13 protein-coding genes and 1 pseudogene are annotated in these 16,493 nt (G+C 69.4%); 1 reads left to right on the top strand and 13 read right to left on the bottom strand.

Going from position 1 to position 16,493, the window contains the following annotated elements:
• Nucleotides 1-9: 9 nt before the first annotated feature.
• From aroB to ACWFRJ_RS16095, 9 genes are all read right to left on the bottom strand, one after another.
• A complete protein-coding gene (aroB, locus tag ACWFRJ_RS16055; protein WP_453531146.1) occupies nucleotides 10-1,104 on the bottom strand; it encodes a 3-dehydroquinate synthase in 1,095 nt (364 codons plus the stop codon).
• Nucleotides 1,105-1,109: 5 nt separating this feature from the next.
• Nucleotides 1,110-1,625, bottom strand: a complete 516-nt coding sequence (locus ACWFRJ_RS16060; protein ID WP_453530054.1) for a shikimate kinase — start codon at nucleotides 1,623-1,625, stop codon at nucleotides 1,110-1,112.
• Entirely contained in the window at nucleotides 1,622-2,806 is a 1,185-nt protein-coding gene (gene aroC / locus ACWFRJ_RS16065; RefSeq protein WP_389914797.1) for a chorismate synthase, read from the bottom strand. Before aroC ends, ACWFRJ_RS16060 begins: the two co-directional genes overlap by 4 nt.
• Nucleotides 2,807-2,935: 129 nt before the next feature.
• Nucleotides 2,936-3,775 carry a shikimate dehydrogenase gene (locus tag ACWFRJ_RS16070; protein WP_453530058.1) on the bottom strand — a complete coding sequence of 280 codons (840 nt, stop codon included), beginning with the start codon at nucleotides 3,773-3,775 and terminating at the stop codon, nucleotides 2,936-2,938.
• On the bottom strand, nucleotides 3,765-5,579 hold the full coding sequence (gene mltG, locus ACWFRJ_RS16075; RefSeq protein WP_453530061.1) for an endolytic transglycosylase MltG: 1,815 nt from the start codon (nucleotides 5,577-5,579) through the stop codon (nucleotides 3,765-3,767). Before mltG ends, ACWFRJ_RS16070 begins: the two co-directional genes overlap by 11 nt.
• 124 nt (nucleotides 5,580-5,703) lie before the next feature.
• Nucleotides 5,704-6,168 (bottom strand): Holliday junction resolvase RuvX, encoded by a 465-nt coding sequence (gene ruvX, locus ACWFRJ_RS16080; RefSeq protein WP_383273323.1) that lies wholly within the window; start codon nucleotides 6,166-6,168, stop codon nucleotides 5,704-5,706.
• 20 nt (nucleotides 6,169-6,188) lie between these two features.
• On the bottom strand, nucleotides 6,189-8,858 hold the full coding sequence (gene alaS, locus ACWFRJ_RS16085; RefSeq protein ID WP_453530064.1) for an alanine--tRNA ligase: 2,670 nt from the start codon (nucleotides 8,856-8,858) through the stop codon (nucleotides 6,189-6,191).
• The gene (locus ACWFRJ_RS16090) at nucleotides 8,858-9,223 is read right to left on the bottom strand and encodes a DUF6167 family protein (protein WP_453530067.1); all 366 of its coding nucleotides are present in this window, start codon (nucleotides 9,221-9,223) and stop codon (nucleotides 8,858-8,860) included. The genes alaS and ACWFRJ_RS16090 overlap by 1 nt, the downstream gene beginning before the upstream one ends.
• Nucleotides 9,224-9,230: 7 nt before the next feature.
• On the bottom strand, nucleotides 9,231-9,680 hold the full coding sequence (locus ACWFRJ_RS16095; RefSeq protein ID WP_453530070.1) for a DUF948 domain-containing protein: 450 nt from the start codon (nucleotides 9,678-9,680) through the stop codon (nucleotides 9,231-9,233).
• 160 nt (nucleotides 9,681-9,840) lie between these two features.
• On the opposite strand from ACWFRJ_RS16095, the pseudogene ACWFRJ_RS16100 reads away from it, so the two are divergent.
• A pseudogene (locus tag ACWFRJ_RS16100) lies at nucleotides 9,841-11,986 on the top strand (ATP-binding protein).
• A gap of 22 nt (nucleotides 11,987-12,008) precedes the next feature.
• Here the strand turns inward: ACWFRJ_RS16100 and rpsD are convergent.
• From rpsD to hisS, 4 genes are all read right to left on the bottom strand, one after another.
• Nucleotides 12,009-12,623: a 30S ribosomal protein S4 gene (gene rpsD / locus ACWFRJ_RS16105; RefSeq protein ID WP_361834513.1), complete on the bottom strand. Its 615-nt coding sequence runs from the start codon at nucleotides 12,621-12,623 to the stop codon at nucleotides 12,009-12,011.
• 381 nt (nucleotides 12,624-13,004) lie between these two features.
• Nucleotides 13,005-14,354, bottom strand: a complete 1,350-nt coding sequence (locus tag ACWFRJ_RS16110) for a replication-associated recombination protein A (protein WP_453530073.1) — start codon at nucleotides 14,352-14,354, stop codon at nucleotides 13,005-13,007.
• 44 nt (nucleotides 14,355-14,398) lie between these two features.
• The gene (locus ACWFRJ_RS16115) at nucleotides 14,399-15,058 is read right to left on the bottom strand and encodes a vitamin K epoxide reductase family protein (RefSeq protein WP_453530076.1); all 660 of its coding nucleotides are present in this window, start codon (nucleotides 15,056-15,058) and stop codon (nucleotides 14,399-14,401) included.
• A gap of 164 nt (nucleotides 15,059-15,222) precedes the next feature.
• Complete coding sequence (gene hisS, locus ACWFRJ_RS16120; RefSeq protein ID WP_453530079.1) at nucleotides 15,223-16,485, bottom strand: histidine--tRNA ligase; 1,263 nt, start codon at nucleotides 16,483-16,485, stop codon at nucleotides 15,223-15,225.
• Nucleotides 16,486-16,493: the final 8 nt, after the last annotated feature.

Here is a 16,493-nt window from a genome sequence, read left to right on the forward strand (position 1 = left end):
ACTGGAGCGCTACTTCGCCACTTCCCCGTACGCGGCGAGCAGCACCGCGGGGTCGGGTCCCTCCAGGACGGTCGGCTTGCCGAGGCCGTCGAGGACGATGAAACGCAGCAGGTCACCGCGGGACTTCTTGTCGACCTTCATGGTCTCCAGGAGCTTGGGCCACTGGTCGTAGCGGTAGCTCAGGGGCAGGCCGACCGACTCCAGGACGGCGCGGTGCCGGTCGGCGGTCGCGTCGTCAAGACGCCCGGCGAGGCGGCCGAGTTCGGCCGCGAAGGCCATGCCCACGGAGACGGCGGCGCCGTGCCGCCACTTGTAGCGCTCGTTCTTCTCGATGGCGTGCGCGAGCGTGTGGCCGTAGTTGAGGATCTCGCGCAGGCCCGACTCCTTGAGGTCGCCGGAGACGACCTCGGCCTTGACCTTGATGGAGCGCTCGATCAGCTCGGCGGTGTGCGGGCCCTGCGGGCTGCGCGCCGCCTGCGGGTCCTCCTCGATCAGTTCGAGGATCGTGGGGTCGGCGATGAAACCGGCCTTGATGATCTCCGCGAGGCCCGACACGAAGTCGTTGACCGGCAGCGAGTCGAGCGCGGCGAGGTCACACAGCACACCCGTGGGCGGGTGGAAGGAGCCCACCAGGTTCTTGCCCTCGGCGGTGTTGATGCCGGTCTTGCCGCCGACCGCCGCGTCCACCATGCCGAGCACGGTGGTCGGAACGGCGATCCAGCGGACCCCGCGCAGCCAGGTCGCGGCCACGAACCCGGCGAGGTCCGTGGTGGCTCCGCCGCCGACGCCGATGATGATGTCGCTGCGGGTGAAGCCGGACTGGCCAAGGGCCTTCCAGCAGTACGCGGCGACCTCGGCGGTCTTGGCCTCCTCCGCGTTCGGCACCTGGATGGCGACGACCTCGAACCCTTGTCCTGCGAGGTCGTCGCGGAGTGCTTCACCGGTCTCGGCGAGCGCCTCCGGGTGGATGATCGCGACGCGCTTGGTCCGCTCGCCGATCAGGGCGGGCAGCTCACCGAGGAGCTGCCGTCCGACGAGCACCTCGTACGGCTCGGTGCCCGCGGTGCCGCCGACCTGGATGCGGGTGGGCGCCTGCCCCGAAATCTCCGTCATGCTTCCTTCAACTCCAGTGCGTCGAGGACCGCTTGGGTGACCTCTTCGGGGGTGCGGTCGTCGGTGGCGACGACGGCGCGGGCGACTTCGGCGTAGAACTGGCGGCGAGCGTCCATCAGTTCGCGCCACTGCTTGCGCGGGTTGACCGCGAGCAGCGGGCGCGCGACGTTCAGGCCGGTGCGCTTGACCGCCTCCTCGACGTCCATCGAGAGATAGACGACGGGGTGCGGCGCGAGGAGCGCGCGGGTCGCATCGTCGAGGATCGCGCCCCCGCCGAGAGCGAGGATCCCCTCGTGCTCGCTGAGCGCCGTGCGCACGGCCTCCCGCTCCAAGTCACGGAAGTGCGACTCACCCTCGTCCAGGAAGATGTCCGAGATCTCCCGGCCCTGTACGAGGACGATGTCGGCGTCGGTGTCGCGGTAGACGGAGCCGAGGCGCTCGGCGAGCAGTGCGCCCACCGTCGACTTGCCCACGCCCATCGGCCCGACCAGGACGATCTGCGGGCCGGTCACCGGATCTGCAGGTTGTCGAGGTACGAGGCCACGTTCCGCCGGGTCTCGGGCACGCTGTCGCCGCCGAACTTCTCGGCGACGGCGTCGGCCAGGGTCAGCGCGACCATCGCCTCGGCGACGATGCCCGCGGCCGGGACCGCACACACGTCGGAGCGCTGATGATGCGCCTTGGTGGCCTCGCCGGTGGCGACGTCGATCGTGGCGAGCGCGCGCGGCACGGTCGCGATGGGCTTCATCGCGGCGCGCACACGGAGCAGTTCACCGGTGGTCAGGCCGCCCTCGGTGCCGCCGGAGCGCCCAGAGGTGCGCCGGATGCCGTCATCCGTGGAGACGATCTCGTCGTGCGCCTTGGAGCCCGGCACCCGCGCGAGGTCGAAGCCGTCGCCGACCTCGACGCCCTTGATGGCCTGGATGCCCATGAGCGCGGCGGCGAGCCGCGCGTCAAGGCGCCGGTCCCAGTGCACGTGCGAGCCGAGCCCGACGGGCACGCCGTACGCGAGAACCTCGACGACACCGCCCAGGGTGTCGCCGTCCTTGTGGGCCTGGTCGATCTCGGCGACCATCGCCTTGCTCGCGTCCGCGTCGAGGCAGCGCACCGGGTCGGCGTCGAGCTTCTCGACGTCCGCGGGGGTCGGGTAGACGCCGTAGGGCGCCTTGGCCGCCGCCAGTTCCGTGACGTGGCTGACGATCTCGATCCCGGCCGTCTCCTTGAGGTACGAGCGGGCGACCGCGCCGAGCGCGACGCGGGCCGCGGTCTCACGGGCCGAGGCACGCTCCAGGATCGGCCGTGCCTCGTCGAAGCCGTACTTCTGCATGCCGGCGAGGTCGGCGTGGCCGGGCCGGGGCCGGGTCAGCGGGGCGTTGCGGGCCAGGTCGGCGAGGATCTCCGGGTCGACCGGGTCGGCCGCCATGACCTGCTCCCACTTGGGCCACTCGGTGTTGCCCACCATGATCGCGATCGGCGAGCCCATGCTCAGGCCGTGCCGGACGCCGCCCAGGAAGGTGATCTCGTCGCGCTCGAACTTCATGCGCGCACCGCGCCCATAGCCGAGCCGCCGCCGGGCCAGGTGGTCCGCCACCATCTCCGTGGTGATCGGCACGCCGGCGGGAAGACCCTCCAGCGTCGCGACAAGTGCGGGTCCGTGGGACTCTCCCGCGGTCAGCCAACGCAACCTGCTCAACGGTGCTCCTCATGCTCGCGCCTGGAACTGCGTGGCGCGACCGGGTGCGCGGCCCTGGCCCGCCACCCTGATCCTCCCACGTCGGGGGGCGGGACCCGGCCTCCGGTCCAGAAAGCGGACGGCTCAGGGTCAGTCCTGGCGCGCGGCCAGCGCGTGCTCCCCCGCCTTGCGCATCGCGGCAAGCGGCGCCGACACGTGCCCGGTCATCTGCTCGACCTGCAGCACGGCCTGGTGCACGAGGAGGTCGAGCCCGCTGACGACGGCCCCGCCGTACATCGACCAGCGGGCCGCCAGAGCGGTGGGCCACGGGTCGTACAGGACATCGAAGAGGGTCGCGGGGCGCTCGGGCACTGCGGCCGACAGCGCGTCGGTCGCGCCCGCAGGCGTCGTGGCGATCACCAGCGGCGCGCTCATCGCGCGCTCGGCGTGCGCCCAGTCCTCCGTCCGCACCTCCACGTCGAGCCGCTCGCCCCACTGCCGCATCTCGGCGGCGCGCGCCTCGCTGCGTACGTACGCGACGACCTCGCCCGTGCAGATCCGCGCCAGCGCGGCGAGCGCGGACGACGCGGTGGCGCCCGCGCCGAGGATCGCGGCCGAATCGACCTGCTCGATGCCGCGTTCCCCCAGGGCAGCGACGATGCCGGGGATGTCGGTGTTGTCGCCGACGCGGCGGCCGTCGTCCGTGAAGACGACGGTGTTGACCGCCTCGACGGAGGCGGCCGTCTCGCTGATCTCGTCGAGCAGCGGGATCACCGCGCGCTTGAGCGGCATGGTCAGCGAGAGCCCGGCCCACTCGGGACCGAGGTCCTTCAGGAAGCCGGGCAGAGCCTCCTCGTCGACGTCGAACAGGTCATACGTCCATTCGGCCAGGCCAAGATCCCCGTATGCGGCGCGGTGCAGCACCGGGGAGAGGGAGTGGGCGATGGGTGAGCCGAGGACTGCGGCTCGGCGGCCTCGTTCAGTCGCCATTCTTCTGCCGATCGTTGAATTCCCGCACCAGCTTGTCGTGCTCGGCCAGCGTATTGGTGAACTGGGTTTTCTTTCCATCGACGGAGACGAAGAACATCCAGTCGCCACCGTCCGGAGCCAGTGTCGCCGCCAGCGCCTCGTCACCCGGGTTTCCGATCGGCCCCGGCGGGAGGCCCTTGTGGAAGTAGGTGTTGTACGGGTCAGAATCGCCCCGGATCTTAGAGATCGGGATATTGATCTCGCTCTGACCCTTGAGGTAGTTGTACGTCGAGTCGAACTCGAGCTTCTGATTGGTCACGGTGTTGGACGACTTGAGACGGTTGTAGACAACGGCCGCCATCTTCTTGAAGTCGTCGTGCGTCATGCCTTCGGCCTGGACGAGGCTGGCCACCGTGAGAACCTGCAGCGGGTTCTCCAGCTGCAGCTCGGCTGCCTTCGATTTGAGACCCAACTCGTCGTACTTCTCGGTGGCACGGGAGACCATGTTCTTGAGGATGGTCTCAGGCTTCTGGCCCTTTGCGACCCCATAGCTGGAGGGGTAGAGGAATCCCTCGAGCGGATCCTTGATGTCCTTGTTCGTGTTCGCCCAGTCAGGAAGGCCGAACGTCTTCCATTCCTTCTTGGCGATGCCCTCGGTCGTACCCTTTTTGAGCTTGAGGCGCGTATCGATCTGCTTGTAGACCCACGCGTTCCGCCTGCCCTCGGGAATGATGAGGTTGTTGCGGCTCTTCGGGCTCAGCATCAGTTCTACGGCACTCTTGGCCGACATCTGTTTCTTGAGGGTGTAGACGCCGGCCTGAATGGTGTTTCCGTCGGAGTTCTGAGCCTGCGCGGAGACAAAAGCGTCCACGCTCTTGACGACTCCGGCTTCCTTCAGTTTCTGGCCGATCACATAGCCGCCGGAATCCTTGGGGATGTCCACGGTGGCAGTTCCGGTGCCTTCGCCCGCGAAATCAGGCGCCGTACCGAATCGGTCCTGGTAGAACTGATAGCCGAAATAGCCGACTCCGCCGAGACCGCCGCCGAAGACCAGCGTCACGACCAGGCACGCGCAGCCGCTCCTGCGCTTCTTCGGTTTCTTGCCGCCCCGTCCGCCTCGACGGTCCCCGCGCCCACCACGGCGCCCCGGCGGATCGTCGTCCTCGTCCTCGTCGTCATCGGCGCCTGAGAAGAAGGCGTGTTCGCCCTGGTCCGGGCCCGGATCCCAGTCCTGCTGCGGCTCGGGGTCGGGACGGCGGCGGGACGGCGGCTCCGGAGGGGGGTACGCGTCGGGGGTGCCGTAGTAGTCGGGGCTCTCGGGGCCGTAGCCGCCGGGCTGGTTGCCGTAGGGGTCCGACGGGTCGGCGCCGTACGGGACCTGGCCCTGGTGGCCGTTGTCCCAGCCGCCGTTGTACTGCTGCTCGTGGCCGCCGTTGTACGGCTGCTCCGGACCCCCGCCGTACTGCTGCCCCGGACCTCCGCCGTACTGCTGTTCGGGGTTGCCGTTGTACTGCTGCTCCGGATTGCCGCCGTACTGCTGTTCCGGGCCCCCGCCGTACTGCTGCTCCGGATTGCCGTTGTACTGCTGCTGACCGGCAGGGCCGCCGTACTGCTGCTGGCCGTAAGCCTGCTGCCCGCCCGCGCTCCAGTCGTCGTACTGCGCCTGCTGCTGAGGGTGCTGCGGCTGCTGAGGGTAGTACTGCCCCTGGCCGCCGTAGGAGGACGGGCCGGCGGGGGCCTGCTGTCCTCCCCATCCGCCGTCCCCGTACAACGGGTCCTCGGGATGCCACGGTTCGGAGCCTGGGCCCCGGCCATACTCAGTCATCGATCCCCTACACGCCGCGAGGCGGGGTCGCCGTCTGAGTGATCGGGCAACCGTTCCGCCTCTTGCTGCTGTGCGGCAGCTGTTCGAACACCGCCGCATCGCGCGGAACGTTACCGTATCGCGATCAGATGACCACTTCGACGCCCTCGCCCGGAGCACTGCCTGACGCCCGTTCGGACTCAAGGGCCTGCTGCAGGATGATGACGGCCGCCGCCTGATCGATGACAGACCTGCCCTTTTTGGACTTCACGCCTGAGGCGCGCAGCCCCTGACTGGCCGTCACTGTGGTCATCCTCTCGTCCACGAGCCTCACCGAAATGGGGGCCACCGAGCGGGCGAGCTCCTGGACGAACGCGCGGACCTTGACGGCCGCCGGGCCCTCGCCGCCGTTGAGGGAGCGAGGGAGGCCGACGACGATCTCGATCGGTTCGTACTCGTCGACGAGCTGCTTCAGACGGCGGTGCGCGGCCGGGACATCGCGTCCCGGCACCGTCTCCACCGGCGTGGCGAGGATCCCGTCGGGGTCGCACGAGGCGACCCCGATCCGGGCGTCGCCGACGTCGATGGCCAGACGCCGGCCCCTGCGCATGCCGCCCTCGGAGTCGGGCATCAGGCCGTCTCTGCCACGAGGCGTTCGACGGCGGCCATGGCGTCGCCGATGGCCGCGGCGTTCTGTCCGCCGCCCTGAGCGACGTCCGGCTTGCCGCCGCCACCGCCGCCGAGGGTCTTGGCGGCCGTACGGACGAGGTCACCGGCCTTGAGGCCGCGCTCGCGGGCGGCCTCGTTCGTGGCGATGACCGTCAGGGGGCGGCCGTTGGCCGTGGTGAAGAGGGCCACCACCGTCGGGCGGTCGCCGGGGAAGCGGTGGCGTACGTCGAGGACCAGCTTGCGCAGGTCGTCGGCGCCCGTGCCGTCCGGCACCTGACCGGTGACGAGAGCAACACCTCGAACGTCCTTGGCCTGGTCGACGAGACCGGCGGCGGCCGCAAGGACCTTCTCCGCGCGGAACTTCTCGATCTCCTTCTCGGCGTCCTTCAGCTTGCCGAGCATGGCGGAGACCTTCTCGGGCAGCTCCTCGGAACGGCCCTTGACCAGCTCCTGGAGCTGGGCGACGACCGTGTGCTCCTTGGCCAGGAAGTTGTACGCGTCGACGCCGACCAGGGCCTCGATGCGGCGCACGCCCGAACCGATGGACGATTCGCCCAGCAGCTTCACCAGGCCGAGCTGGGCGGTGTTGCGCACGTGCGTGCCGCCGCACAGCTCCTTGGAGAAGTCGCCGATGGTGACCACGCGCACCCGCTCGCCGTACTTCTCGCCGAACTCGGCGATGGCGCCCTGCTTCTTGGCGTCGTCGATCGACATGACCTCGGCCTGCACGTCGAGTTCGTGCGCGAGCACTTCGTTGATCTTCTGCTCGACGTCCGTCATGACGGCCGTGGGCACGGCCGACGGGGAGCCGAAGTCGAAGCGGAAGCGGCCAGGCTGGTTCTCGGAACCGGCCTGGGCGGCCGTCGGGCCGAGCGCGTCGCGCAGCGCCTGGTGCGTGAGGTGCGTGGCGGAGTGGGCGCGGGCGATGGCACGACGGCGGTGCACGTCGATCGAGGCCCAGACCTGGTCGCCGACGGTGATCTCGCCGACCTGGACGACACCCTTGTGGACGTGCACGCCGGGGACCGGCTTCTGCACGTCACGGATCTCGACGACGGCGCCGTTGTCGAGGCGGATCCGGCCGGAGTCGGCGATCTGGCCGCCGCCCTCGGCATAGAAGGGGGTGCGGTCGAGGACGACCTCGACCTCGTCGCCCTCGCGGGCCGCGGGGGACGAGGCGCCGTTGACCAGGAGGCCGACGATCACGGCCTCGTTCTCGGTGAGGGTGTAGCCGGTGAAGTCCGTGGCGCCGGAGTTGTCGGCGATCTCGCGGTAGGCGTGCAGATCGGCGTGGCCGGTCTTCTTGGCCTGGGCGTCGGCCTTGGCCCGCTCCCGCTGCTCCTTCATCAGGCGCCGGAAGCCGTCCTCGTCCACGGAGAGGCCCTGTTCGGCGGCCATCTCCAGGGTGAGGTCGATCGGGAAGCCCCACGTGTCGTGCAGCAGGAACGCCTTGTCGCCGGAGAGGACCTTGCCACCGGCGGTCTTGGTCTCGGTGACGGCGGTGTCGAGGATGTTCGTGCCGCCCTTGAGGGCCTTGAGGAAGGCGGCCTCTTCGGCGAGGGCGACGGTCTCGATGCGCTTGCGGTCGGTCCGGAGCTCGGGGTACTGCTCGCCCATCGACTTGATGACCGTGTCGACGAGTTCGAGGGCGACCGGGCCCGTGGCACCCATCAGGCGCATGTTGCGGATGGCGCGGCGCATGATGCGGCGCAGCACATAGCCACGGCCCTCGTTGCCCGGCGTGACGCCGTCGCCGATGAGCATCACGGACGTGCGCATGTGGTCGGCGACCACACGCAGGGAGACGTCCGAGCCGTGCTCGGCGCCGTACCGCACGCCGGTCAGCTCGGTGGCCGTGTCCATGATCACGCGCAGGGTGTCGGTCTCGTACATGTTCTGTACGCCCTGGAGGATCATGGCGAGGCGCTCGAGACCGAGGCCGGTGTCGATGTTCTGGCTGGGCAGATCGCCGAGGATCTCGAAGTCGTCCTTCGAGGTGCCCTCGCCGCGCTCGTACTGCATGAAGACCAGGTTCCAGATCTCCACGTAGCGCTCGTCGTTGACGGCAGGGCCGCCCTCGACGCCGAACTCGGGGCCGCGGTCGTAGTTGATCTCGGAGCAGGGGCCGCAGGGTCCGGGGACGCCCATGGACCAGTAGTTGTCCTTCTTGCCCAGGCGCTGGATGCGCTCGGCGGGGACCCCCACCTTCTCGCGCCAGATGGTCTCGGCCTCGTCGTCGTCGAGGTAGACCGTCACCCAGAGGCGCTCGGGGTCGAGGCCGAAGCCACCGTCCGCCACGGAGCTGGTGAGCAGCTCCCAGGCGTACGTGATGGCGCCTTCCTTGAAGTAGTCGCCGAAGGAGAAGTTGCCGCACATCTGGAAGAACGTGCCGTGGCGCGTGGTCTTGCCGACCTCTTCGATGTCGGGCGTACGCACGCACTTCTGCACGCTCGTGGCGCGCGAGAACGGCGGCTTGACCTCACCCAGGAAGTAGGGCTTGAAGGGCACCATGCCGGCGGGGACGAGGAGCAGAGTCGGGTCGTCCGCGATGAGCGACGCCGAAGGGACGACGGTGTGCCCGCGCTCCTCGAAGAAGCTCAGCCAGCGGCGGCGAATCTCGGCCGACTCCATCAGTGGTCCTCATTCCGGTTGTACGAGTACTTCGCATTCGAGAGGTACTTGCCCTGCTTGTTCTTGTCGGTCTTGCTGGTCTTGCCGTTCTCGATGGCCACGACCACATGGCGCTGCCCGGGGAGTTCGTGGTCGACCGGGGCGTCGAGGCCGAGGGCCTCGCCCAGTTCGGCCTCGCGCTGGGCCATGCCGTCGCGGACGTCGAGAGCGAAGTCCTTGAGCTTGTGACCCGCCTCGACCGCCTTGTTCGCGGCCTGCGCCGCGAGGCTTTCGGGGGTCAGTTGCTTGATCTTGCGGTTGACCTTGGTGGTGGCCCACACACCGGCAGCGGCGCCCGCGGTGAACCAGAACGTACGGCGGAACATCGCTGCGTCAGTCCTTCTTCCGCTTGCCCCGCCGCCGCGCTGAGGGGAGAGAACGCCCCACGATCACGGTACGTCGGGCGGGCGCCGGGGGCACATTGTTTGATTCGGGTCCTGCCTTGCGGCCCAGGGCCCTGCGCACCCCGTAACCGAACGCCGCGACCTTGACGAGGGGCCCGCCGAAGGTGGAGGCCACCGTCGAGGAGAGCGCGGACGCGTTCGACGTGACTTCCTGTACGTCGGAGGCGATGGCGTCGACCCGGTCGATCTGGGTCTGCGCGGAGCGCACCGCACTGGAAGCGTCGGCGAGAAGCGGGACGGCCTGCTCGGTCACATCCGCGACGAGCTTGGTGGTCGCCTTGAGCGTCTGCGCCAGTCTCACCAGCGCCACGGCCAGGAAGGAGACCAGGATCGCCCAGAAGACGGCCACCAGGATCCCGGCCACCTCTCCACCCGACACTGTGCACCGCTCCCTGAATATCGGCCCTGAACATCGAAAAGTCGTCACCCGACCCTATCGCGCCGGGGCCAGGGCTCCGCACCGCATTACCGCGTCGGACCAAGGGAGTTACCTCTATTGATTGTACGGAGTGCTTATGCATGGGTACGCTCCGTAGATCATGCGACGCGATCAGCGCACGGGCGACCACCGGCACAGCTCCTCCGCACAGCCGCCGAAACCCGGCAATCTTCCTCTCGAACTCAACACCTTCGTCGGACGCATCGACGAACTGGCCTCTCTCGCCTCCGCTTTGGAGGCCGGGCGCCTGGTCACGGTGACCGGTGTCGGCGGCGTCGGGAAGACGCGCATCGCGGTGCGGGCCGCCTGTGACGCCGCGCCGCGGGACGGCGCCTGGCTGGTGGAGCTCGCGGCGGTCCGGGACCCGGACCTCGTCGAACACGCGGTCGCCGACGCGCTGCGCCTGACGGATCACACGCACCGCACACCGCGCAAGATGCTCATCGAGCATCTCGCGGAGCGGGAAGTCCTCCTCGTCGTCGACGGGTTCGAACATTTGGTGGAGGCGTGCGCCTCGCTCGTGGGGGATCTGCTGCTCCGCTCCCCCGGGCTCCGTGTGCTCGCGGTGGGGCGCCGGCCCCTCGACACCGGGGGCGAGCGGATCTTCCCGCTCGCGCCGCTGCCCACGCCGGACGCGACCGCGCTCTTCGCCGACCGCGCGGCCGCGGGGCTTTCGGGGTTCGCCCTGGACGAGGGGAACGAAGCCGACGTGGCGGAGCTGTGCCGCCGCCTCGACGGGATCCCGCTGGCCGTCGAGCTGGCGGCGGGGCGGCTGCGTGCGCTCTCGCCCGCGCAGCTGCTCTCCCGGCTCGACGACCGCTTCACGCTGCTCACCGGGACCCGGCGCGATGTGCCGCCGCGGCATCAGACCCTGCGTACGGCCATCGGCTGGAGCCATGAGCTGTGCACGGCGGGCGAGCGCCTGCTGTGGTCGCGCCTCTCCGTGTTCTGCGGCCCCTTCGACCTGGAGGCGGCCGAGTACATCTGCAGTGGGGACGGCCTGCACGCCGACGACATCCTCGACGTGCTCGACGAGCTGCTCGCCCAGTCCGTCGTGACCCGCGAGGAAGGACCGACGGGTGTCCGCTACCGCATGCTCGACACGGTCCGGGCGTACGGCGCCGACTGGCTGGAGGCGACCGGCGACTCCGCGCGGATGCGGCGTCGGCACCGCGACTGGTACATGGGGCTCGCCACCTGGTGCGAGCTGGACTGGTTCTCGCCGCGCCAGGCGCGGGTCGCCGAACTCGTCGACCTGGAACTGCCCAATCTGCGGGGCGCCCTCGAGTACTGCCTGACCGAGCCGGACGAGACGCATCTGGGCCAGTATCTGGCGGGCAGCCTGTGGTTCTACTGGGTCGGCTGCGGGCGACTCGCGGAAGGACGGCACTGGCTCGACCGCGCACTCGAACTGGACGGCGACCACGACGACTCGCGCCTCAAGGCGCTGTGGGTGCTCGGATACGTCGCGGTCCTGCAAGGTGACACGGTCGCCGCGCTCGCCGCGCTGCAGGAGTGCAAGGACGAGGCGGAGCGCACGGGCAGCGCCATCGCGACCGCGTACGCCGTGCACCGCATCGGCTGCCTCGCGCTCCTTGCCGACGACATGCCGCGCGCCGAGACCCTGCTGCGCTCGGCCCTCGACCAGTACCACGAGATCGGCGAGCTCAACAGCAACGTCCTGATGGGCCAGGTCGAGCTGGCCATGGCCCTCGCCTTCCGCGGCGAGCTCGCCGACGCGGTCGTGCTCTGCGAGGACGTACGCCAGGTCTGCGAGGACCACGGCGAGCGCTGGACCCTCGCGTACGCCCTCTATGTCCTGGGCTTCGCGGCCTGGACGCGCGGTGAGACCGCGACCGCCCGTGAGCTGGTCATGCGGTGCCTTGCTCTGGACCACGCCTTCAACGATCTGCTGGGCACAGTGCTCGCGATCGAGCTGCTCGCCCTGTTCACCGCGGTGGAGGGCGATCCGGCCGAGGCCGCGGTCCTACAGGGCGCCGCGTCCCGCATCTGGCCTTCGGTGGGTCTTCCGCTGTTCGGCTCCGGCTACTTCGGCGGGCCGCACGAGCTGTGCGCGACACAGGCACGCGAGCAGTTGGGCGACGCCCGTTACGAGGAGTGCGTCGCCGCCGGGACCCGGCTGACCGCGGACGCGGCCGTGTCGCGGGCCCTGGGAGCGGGCCCCAAGGACAACGCAAAAACCCGCCGCCTGCCCCACCAGGAAGGCAGGGCGGGCGACGGGCTGAAGCAGGGAGAGCTACATCCGGGTCAGCGGGCGTAGTACTCGACGACGAGCTGCTCGTCGCAGATCACGGGGATCTCCTTGCGGTTCGGGTCACGGTCCAGACGGAAGGCCAGGGCCTTCAGGTTCACCTGGAGGTAACGCGGGATCTCGCCGTCGGGGGCGAAGCCACCCTCACGCGAGACCACGAACAGCGGCTTCTCACGGCTGCGCTCGCGGACCATCACGACGTCGTCGGGACGGACGCGGAACGACGGCTTGTCGACCTTGCCGCCGTTGACCTCGATGTGGCCGTGGCTGACCATCTGACGGGCCTGGTAGATCGTGCGGGCGATGCCCGAACGAAGGATCAGGGCGTCGAGACGGCGCTCGAGCTCGATGACCAGAGCCTCGCCGGTCTTGCCTTCGGCCTTCTTGGCGCGGTCGTAGGCACGAGCCATCTGCTTCTCGCTGATGTCGTACTGCGCGCGCAGACGCTGCTTCTCGAGCAGACGGACCTTGTAGTCCGAGTTCTGCTTGCGGCCACGGCCGTGCTCGCCCGGCGGGTAGGGGCGGGCCTCGAAGTACTTGACGGCCTTCGGGGTCAGCGCGATGCCGAGGGCACGCGACTTCTTGACCTTGGGGCGGGACTGGTTCGTCATGAACCAACCTCTCTGTTCCATGTGAATACGGCTTCACCAGGGTTAGGGGAGGTCGCATCCGCAGCCTGGGAAACCCATCGGATCCGGTGGTTCTGGATCCGGCGGGCAGCCGCTCCCTGGTCTGGGCACTATGTGCAGCACGCGAGTGGCCCACCGACCGCTTCCCGGAGTGCGGGATGGTGGTGGGCTGCCCGCGACACCTTCGACGGTGCGCGACGCTCCTGGAGATTCCTGGACGGTGAGGTCCGGGGCTCCGGCTGGATGTCCCGTTCTGGTGGTGCCGGTACAAGACCGGACACGGGACGCAGCACTTCGGGCAAGTGTACCGGGTGACGGGGGGTGCATCCGACGCGGGCCGCGAGGACCCGCGACGGGGTGCGGCTACTCGCCCTTGAGGCGCTCGCGCACCCGCTCGACCACGTCCGCGTACCTCGCCTCGGCGCCGTAGCGAGTGGGTTGGTAGTAACGCTTGGCGGCGACGGTGTCCGGTGCGTACTGCTGGGCGGCGATCGCGCCCGGTACGTCGTGCGGATACACATAGCCCTGGGCGTGGCCGAGCTTGGCCGCTCCCTTGTAGTGACCGTCGCGCAGGTGGGGCGGGACGGGGCCAGCGAGCCCCGCGCGGACGTCGGCCTGGGCGGACTGGATGGCGATCGTCGCGGCGTTCGACTTCGGGGCCAGGGCGAGGGCGATCGTCGCGTGGCTGAGGGTGAGCGCGGCCTCCGGGAAGCCGATCATGGCGACGGCCTGGGCGGCGGCGACCGCCGTGGGCAGTGCCGTGGGGTCGGCGAGGCCGATGTCCTCGCTCGCGGAGATCATCAGGCGCCGTGCGATGAAGCGGGGGTCCTCGCCCGCCTCGATCATCCGGGCCAGATAGTGCAGGGCCGCGTCCACGTCCGAGCCGCGGATGGACTTGATGAGGGCGCTCGCGACGTCGTAGTGCTGGTCGCCGTCGCGGTCGTACGTCACGGCCGCGCGGTCGACCGACTCCTCCAGGGTCTGGAGAGTGATCTCCTTCTCGCCCTTGGCGATGGCCGAGCCCGCGCCCGCCTCCAGGGCTGTGAGCGCGCGCCGGGCGTCGCCGCCCGAGATCCGGAGCAGGTGCTCCTCGGTGTCCTCGGGCAGCTCCACCGCGCCGCCGAGGCCCCGCTCCTCGGTGAGCGCCCGGCGCAGCAGGCCGCGCAGGTCGTCGTCCGTGAGCGGTTCGAGTGTGAGGAGCAGGGAGCGGGACAGGAGCGGGGAGATGATCGAGAAGTACGGGTTCTCGGTCGTCGCCGCGATCAGTGTCACCCAGCGGTTCTCGACGGCGGGCAGCAGCGAGTCCTGCTGGGCCTTGCTGAAGCGGTGGATCTCGTCCAGGAAGAGGACGGTCTCCTTGCCGTGGCCGCCAAGGGCCCTGCGGGCCCCCTCGATGACCGCGCGGACTTCCTTCACGCCCGCGGTGATCGCGGAGAGCTCCACGAAGCGCTTGTTCGTGGCCTTGGAGACCACGTACGCGAGGGTCGTCTTGCCGATGCCCGGCGGACCCCACAGGAACACCGACGACGGTCCCGCCGGTCCGCCCCCACCCTCGCCCACCAGCCTGCGCAGGGGCGAGCCCCGCTTCAGCAGATGCTGCTGGCCGACGACTTCTTCGAGGGTGCGCGGGCGCATCCGGACGGCCAGGGGACTTGTCGAAGGGTCCTTCTCCTGGCGGTCCTCGGCAGCTGCGGTGAACAGATCGGGCTCCACGCTTCGAACCCTACGTCAGCCCACTGACAACGCCGTCGGCGCTGTCAGCTGGTCCAGAAGTCCCACCAGCGCGTGAGGATCAGCATCCCGATGATGCCGATGTGCAGCACCGGAAGCACCCAGGTGAACTCGCTGAAGAACGTGCGCAGCCAGGAGGGCGCGGGCAGCAGGCCGTTACGGACGTTGAACGAGGTCACGTACCAGAACATGATGATCGTGGCGACCCAGGCCAGGCAGCACCACAGGCACAGCGAGTTGATCTCGTAGAGCGACTGATACATCAGCCAGGCGCAGAAGCCGACCCCGAAGAGCGTGCCCGCGTTCAGCGTCAGCCAGTACCAGCGCGGGAAGCGCGCACGGCCGAGCAGACTCATGCCGACACAGATCACGACCGCGTACGCGGCGATGCCCAGCATCGGGTTCGGGAACCCGAAGACCGACGCCTGCTCGCTCTTCATGATGTTGCCGCAGGACACCACCGGATTGAGGCTGCAGCCCGGCGTGAAATTCGGGTCCTCGAGCAGCTTGAACTTGTCCAGCGTGATCACCCACGCCGCGAGCAGCCCCGCCGCACCCGTGATCACCAGGAGCAGCGCGAACGCACGGCTCCCGCCGACACTGCCTGGCGCGTCCGCGTCCGCCCCGCCCCGCTCGCGATCGTGGTCGGAGGGGCGGCTCTCGCTTGCCGGGGTCGTCTTGCTCATCACGCCGTTCCGTCGCTTGTGGGGGCCTTCGGGCAGGGACATTGTGCCGCACGCGCGCGTGTGTCCACCGTTCGATGGACATAAGGAGGTACGCACGAAGGGCCCCGGGCGTTCGGTCCGCCGGGGCCCTGCGTGCTCGTTCTTTCGCGTTCTTTCGCGTGCGGCTAGGCCAGCTTGCCCTTCAGGACGTCCACGATGGAGTCCACCGCGACGGCGTCCTGCTCGCCGGATTCCATGTCCTTGAGCTGCACGACGCCCTCGGCGAGGTCCCGCTCACCGGCGACGATCGTGAAGCGCGCGCCACTGCGGTTGGCGTTCTTCATGGCTCCCTTGAGCCCCTTGCCGCCGTACGAGAAGTCGGCCGCGACGCCCGCCCTGCGCAGCTCGGTCACCTTGGAGAACAGGACCCGCCTTGCCTCGTCGCCGAGCGGCACCGCGAACACGCTGGTCGCCGAGGGCAGTTCGAGCTCCACGCCCTCGGCCTCCAGGGCCAGGACCGTGCGGTCCACGCCGAGTGCCCAGCCGACCGACGGCAGCGAGGGGCCGCCGATCATCTCGGACAGGCCGTCGTAACGGCCGCCGCCGCCCACCGCGGACTGCGAGCCGAGGCCGTCGTGGACGAACTCGAAGGTCGTACGGGTGTAGTAGTCAAGGCCGCGGACCAGCTTCGGGTCGTCCTCGTACGCGACGCCCTCCGATGTCAGGAGCTCACGCACCTGCTCGTGGTACGCCTTGCACGCGTCGCACAGGTAGTCGCGCAGCATCGGGGCGCCGACCAGCTGCTTCTGGACGTCGTCGCGCTTGTCGTCGAGGACCCGCAGCGGGTTGATGTCGATACGTCGACGTGTCTCCTCGTCCAGGTCGAGCGCGCGCAGGAAGTCCTGCAGCGCGGCGCGGTAGACCGGGCGGCACTCCTTGTCGCCGAGCGAGTTCAGCAGGATGCGGAACTGCTTCAGCCCCAGGGCGCGGTACGCCTGGTCCGCGAGGATGATCAACTCGGCGTCCAGGGCCGGGTCCTCCGCGCCGATCGCCTCCGCGCCGACCTGCGAGAAGTGGCGGTAGCGGCCCTTCTGCGGGCGCTCGTAGCGGTAGTACGAGCCGGAGTACCAGAGCTTGACCGGGAGGTTGCCCGCCTTGTGCAGGTTGGCCTCCAGAGCCGCGCGCAGCACGGACGCGGTGCCCTCGGGGCGCAGAGCGAGCTGGTCACCGCCCTTGGTCTCGAAGGCGTACATCTCCTTGGAGACGATGTCGGTGGACTCGCCCACGCCGCGCGAGAACAGCTCGACGTTCTCGAAGCCGGGCGTCTCGACATAGCCGTACCCGGAGTTCCGCAGCGGCGTGGCGATGGCCTCGCGCACCGCCAGGTACTTCGCTGAGTCCGGCGGAAGCAGGTCGTAAGTGCCCTTGGGGGCCTTGAAGGTGCTCACGGGTCTTC

Source organism: Streptomyces sp. NPDC055239, assembly GCF_053606205.1.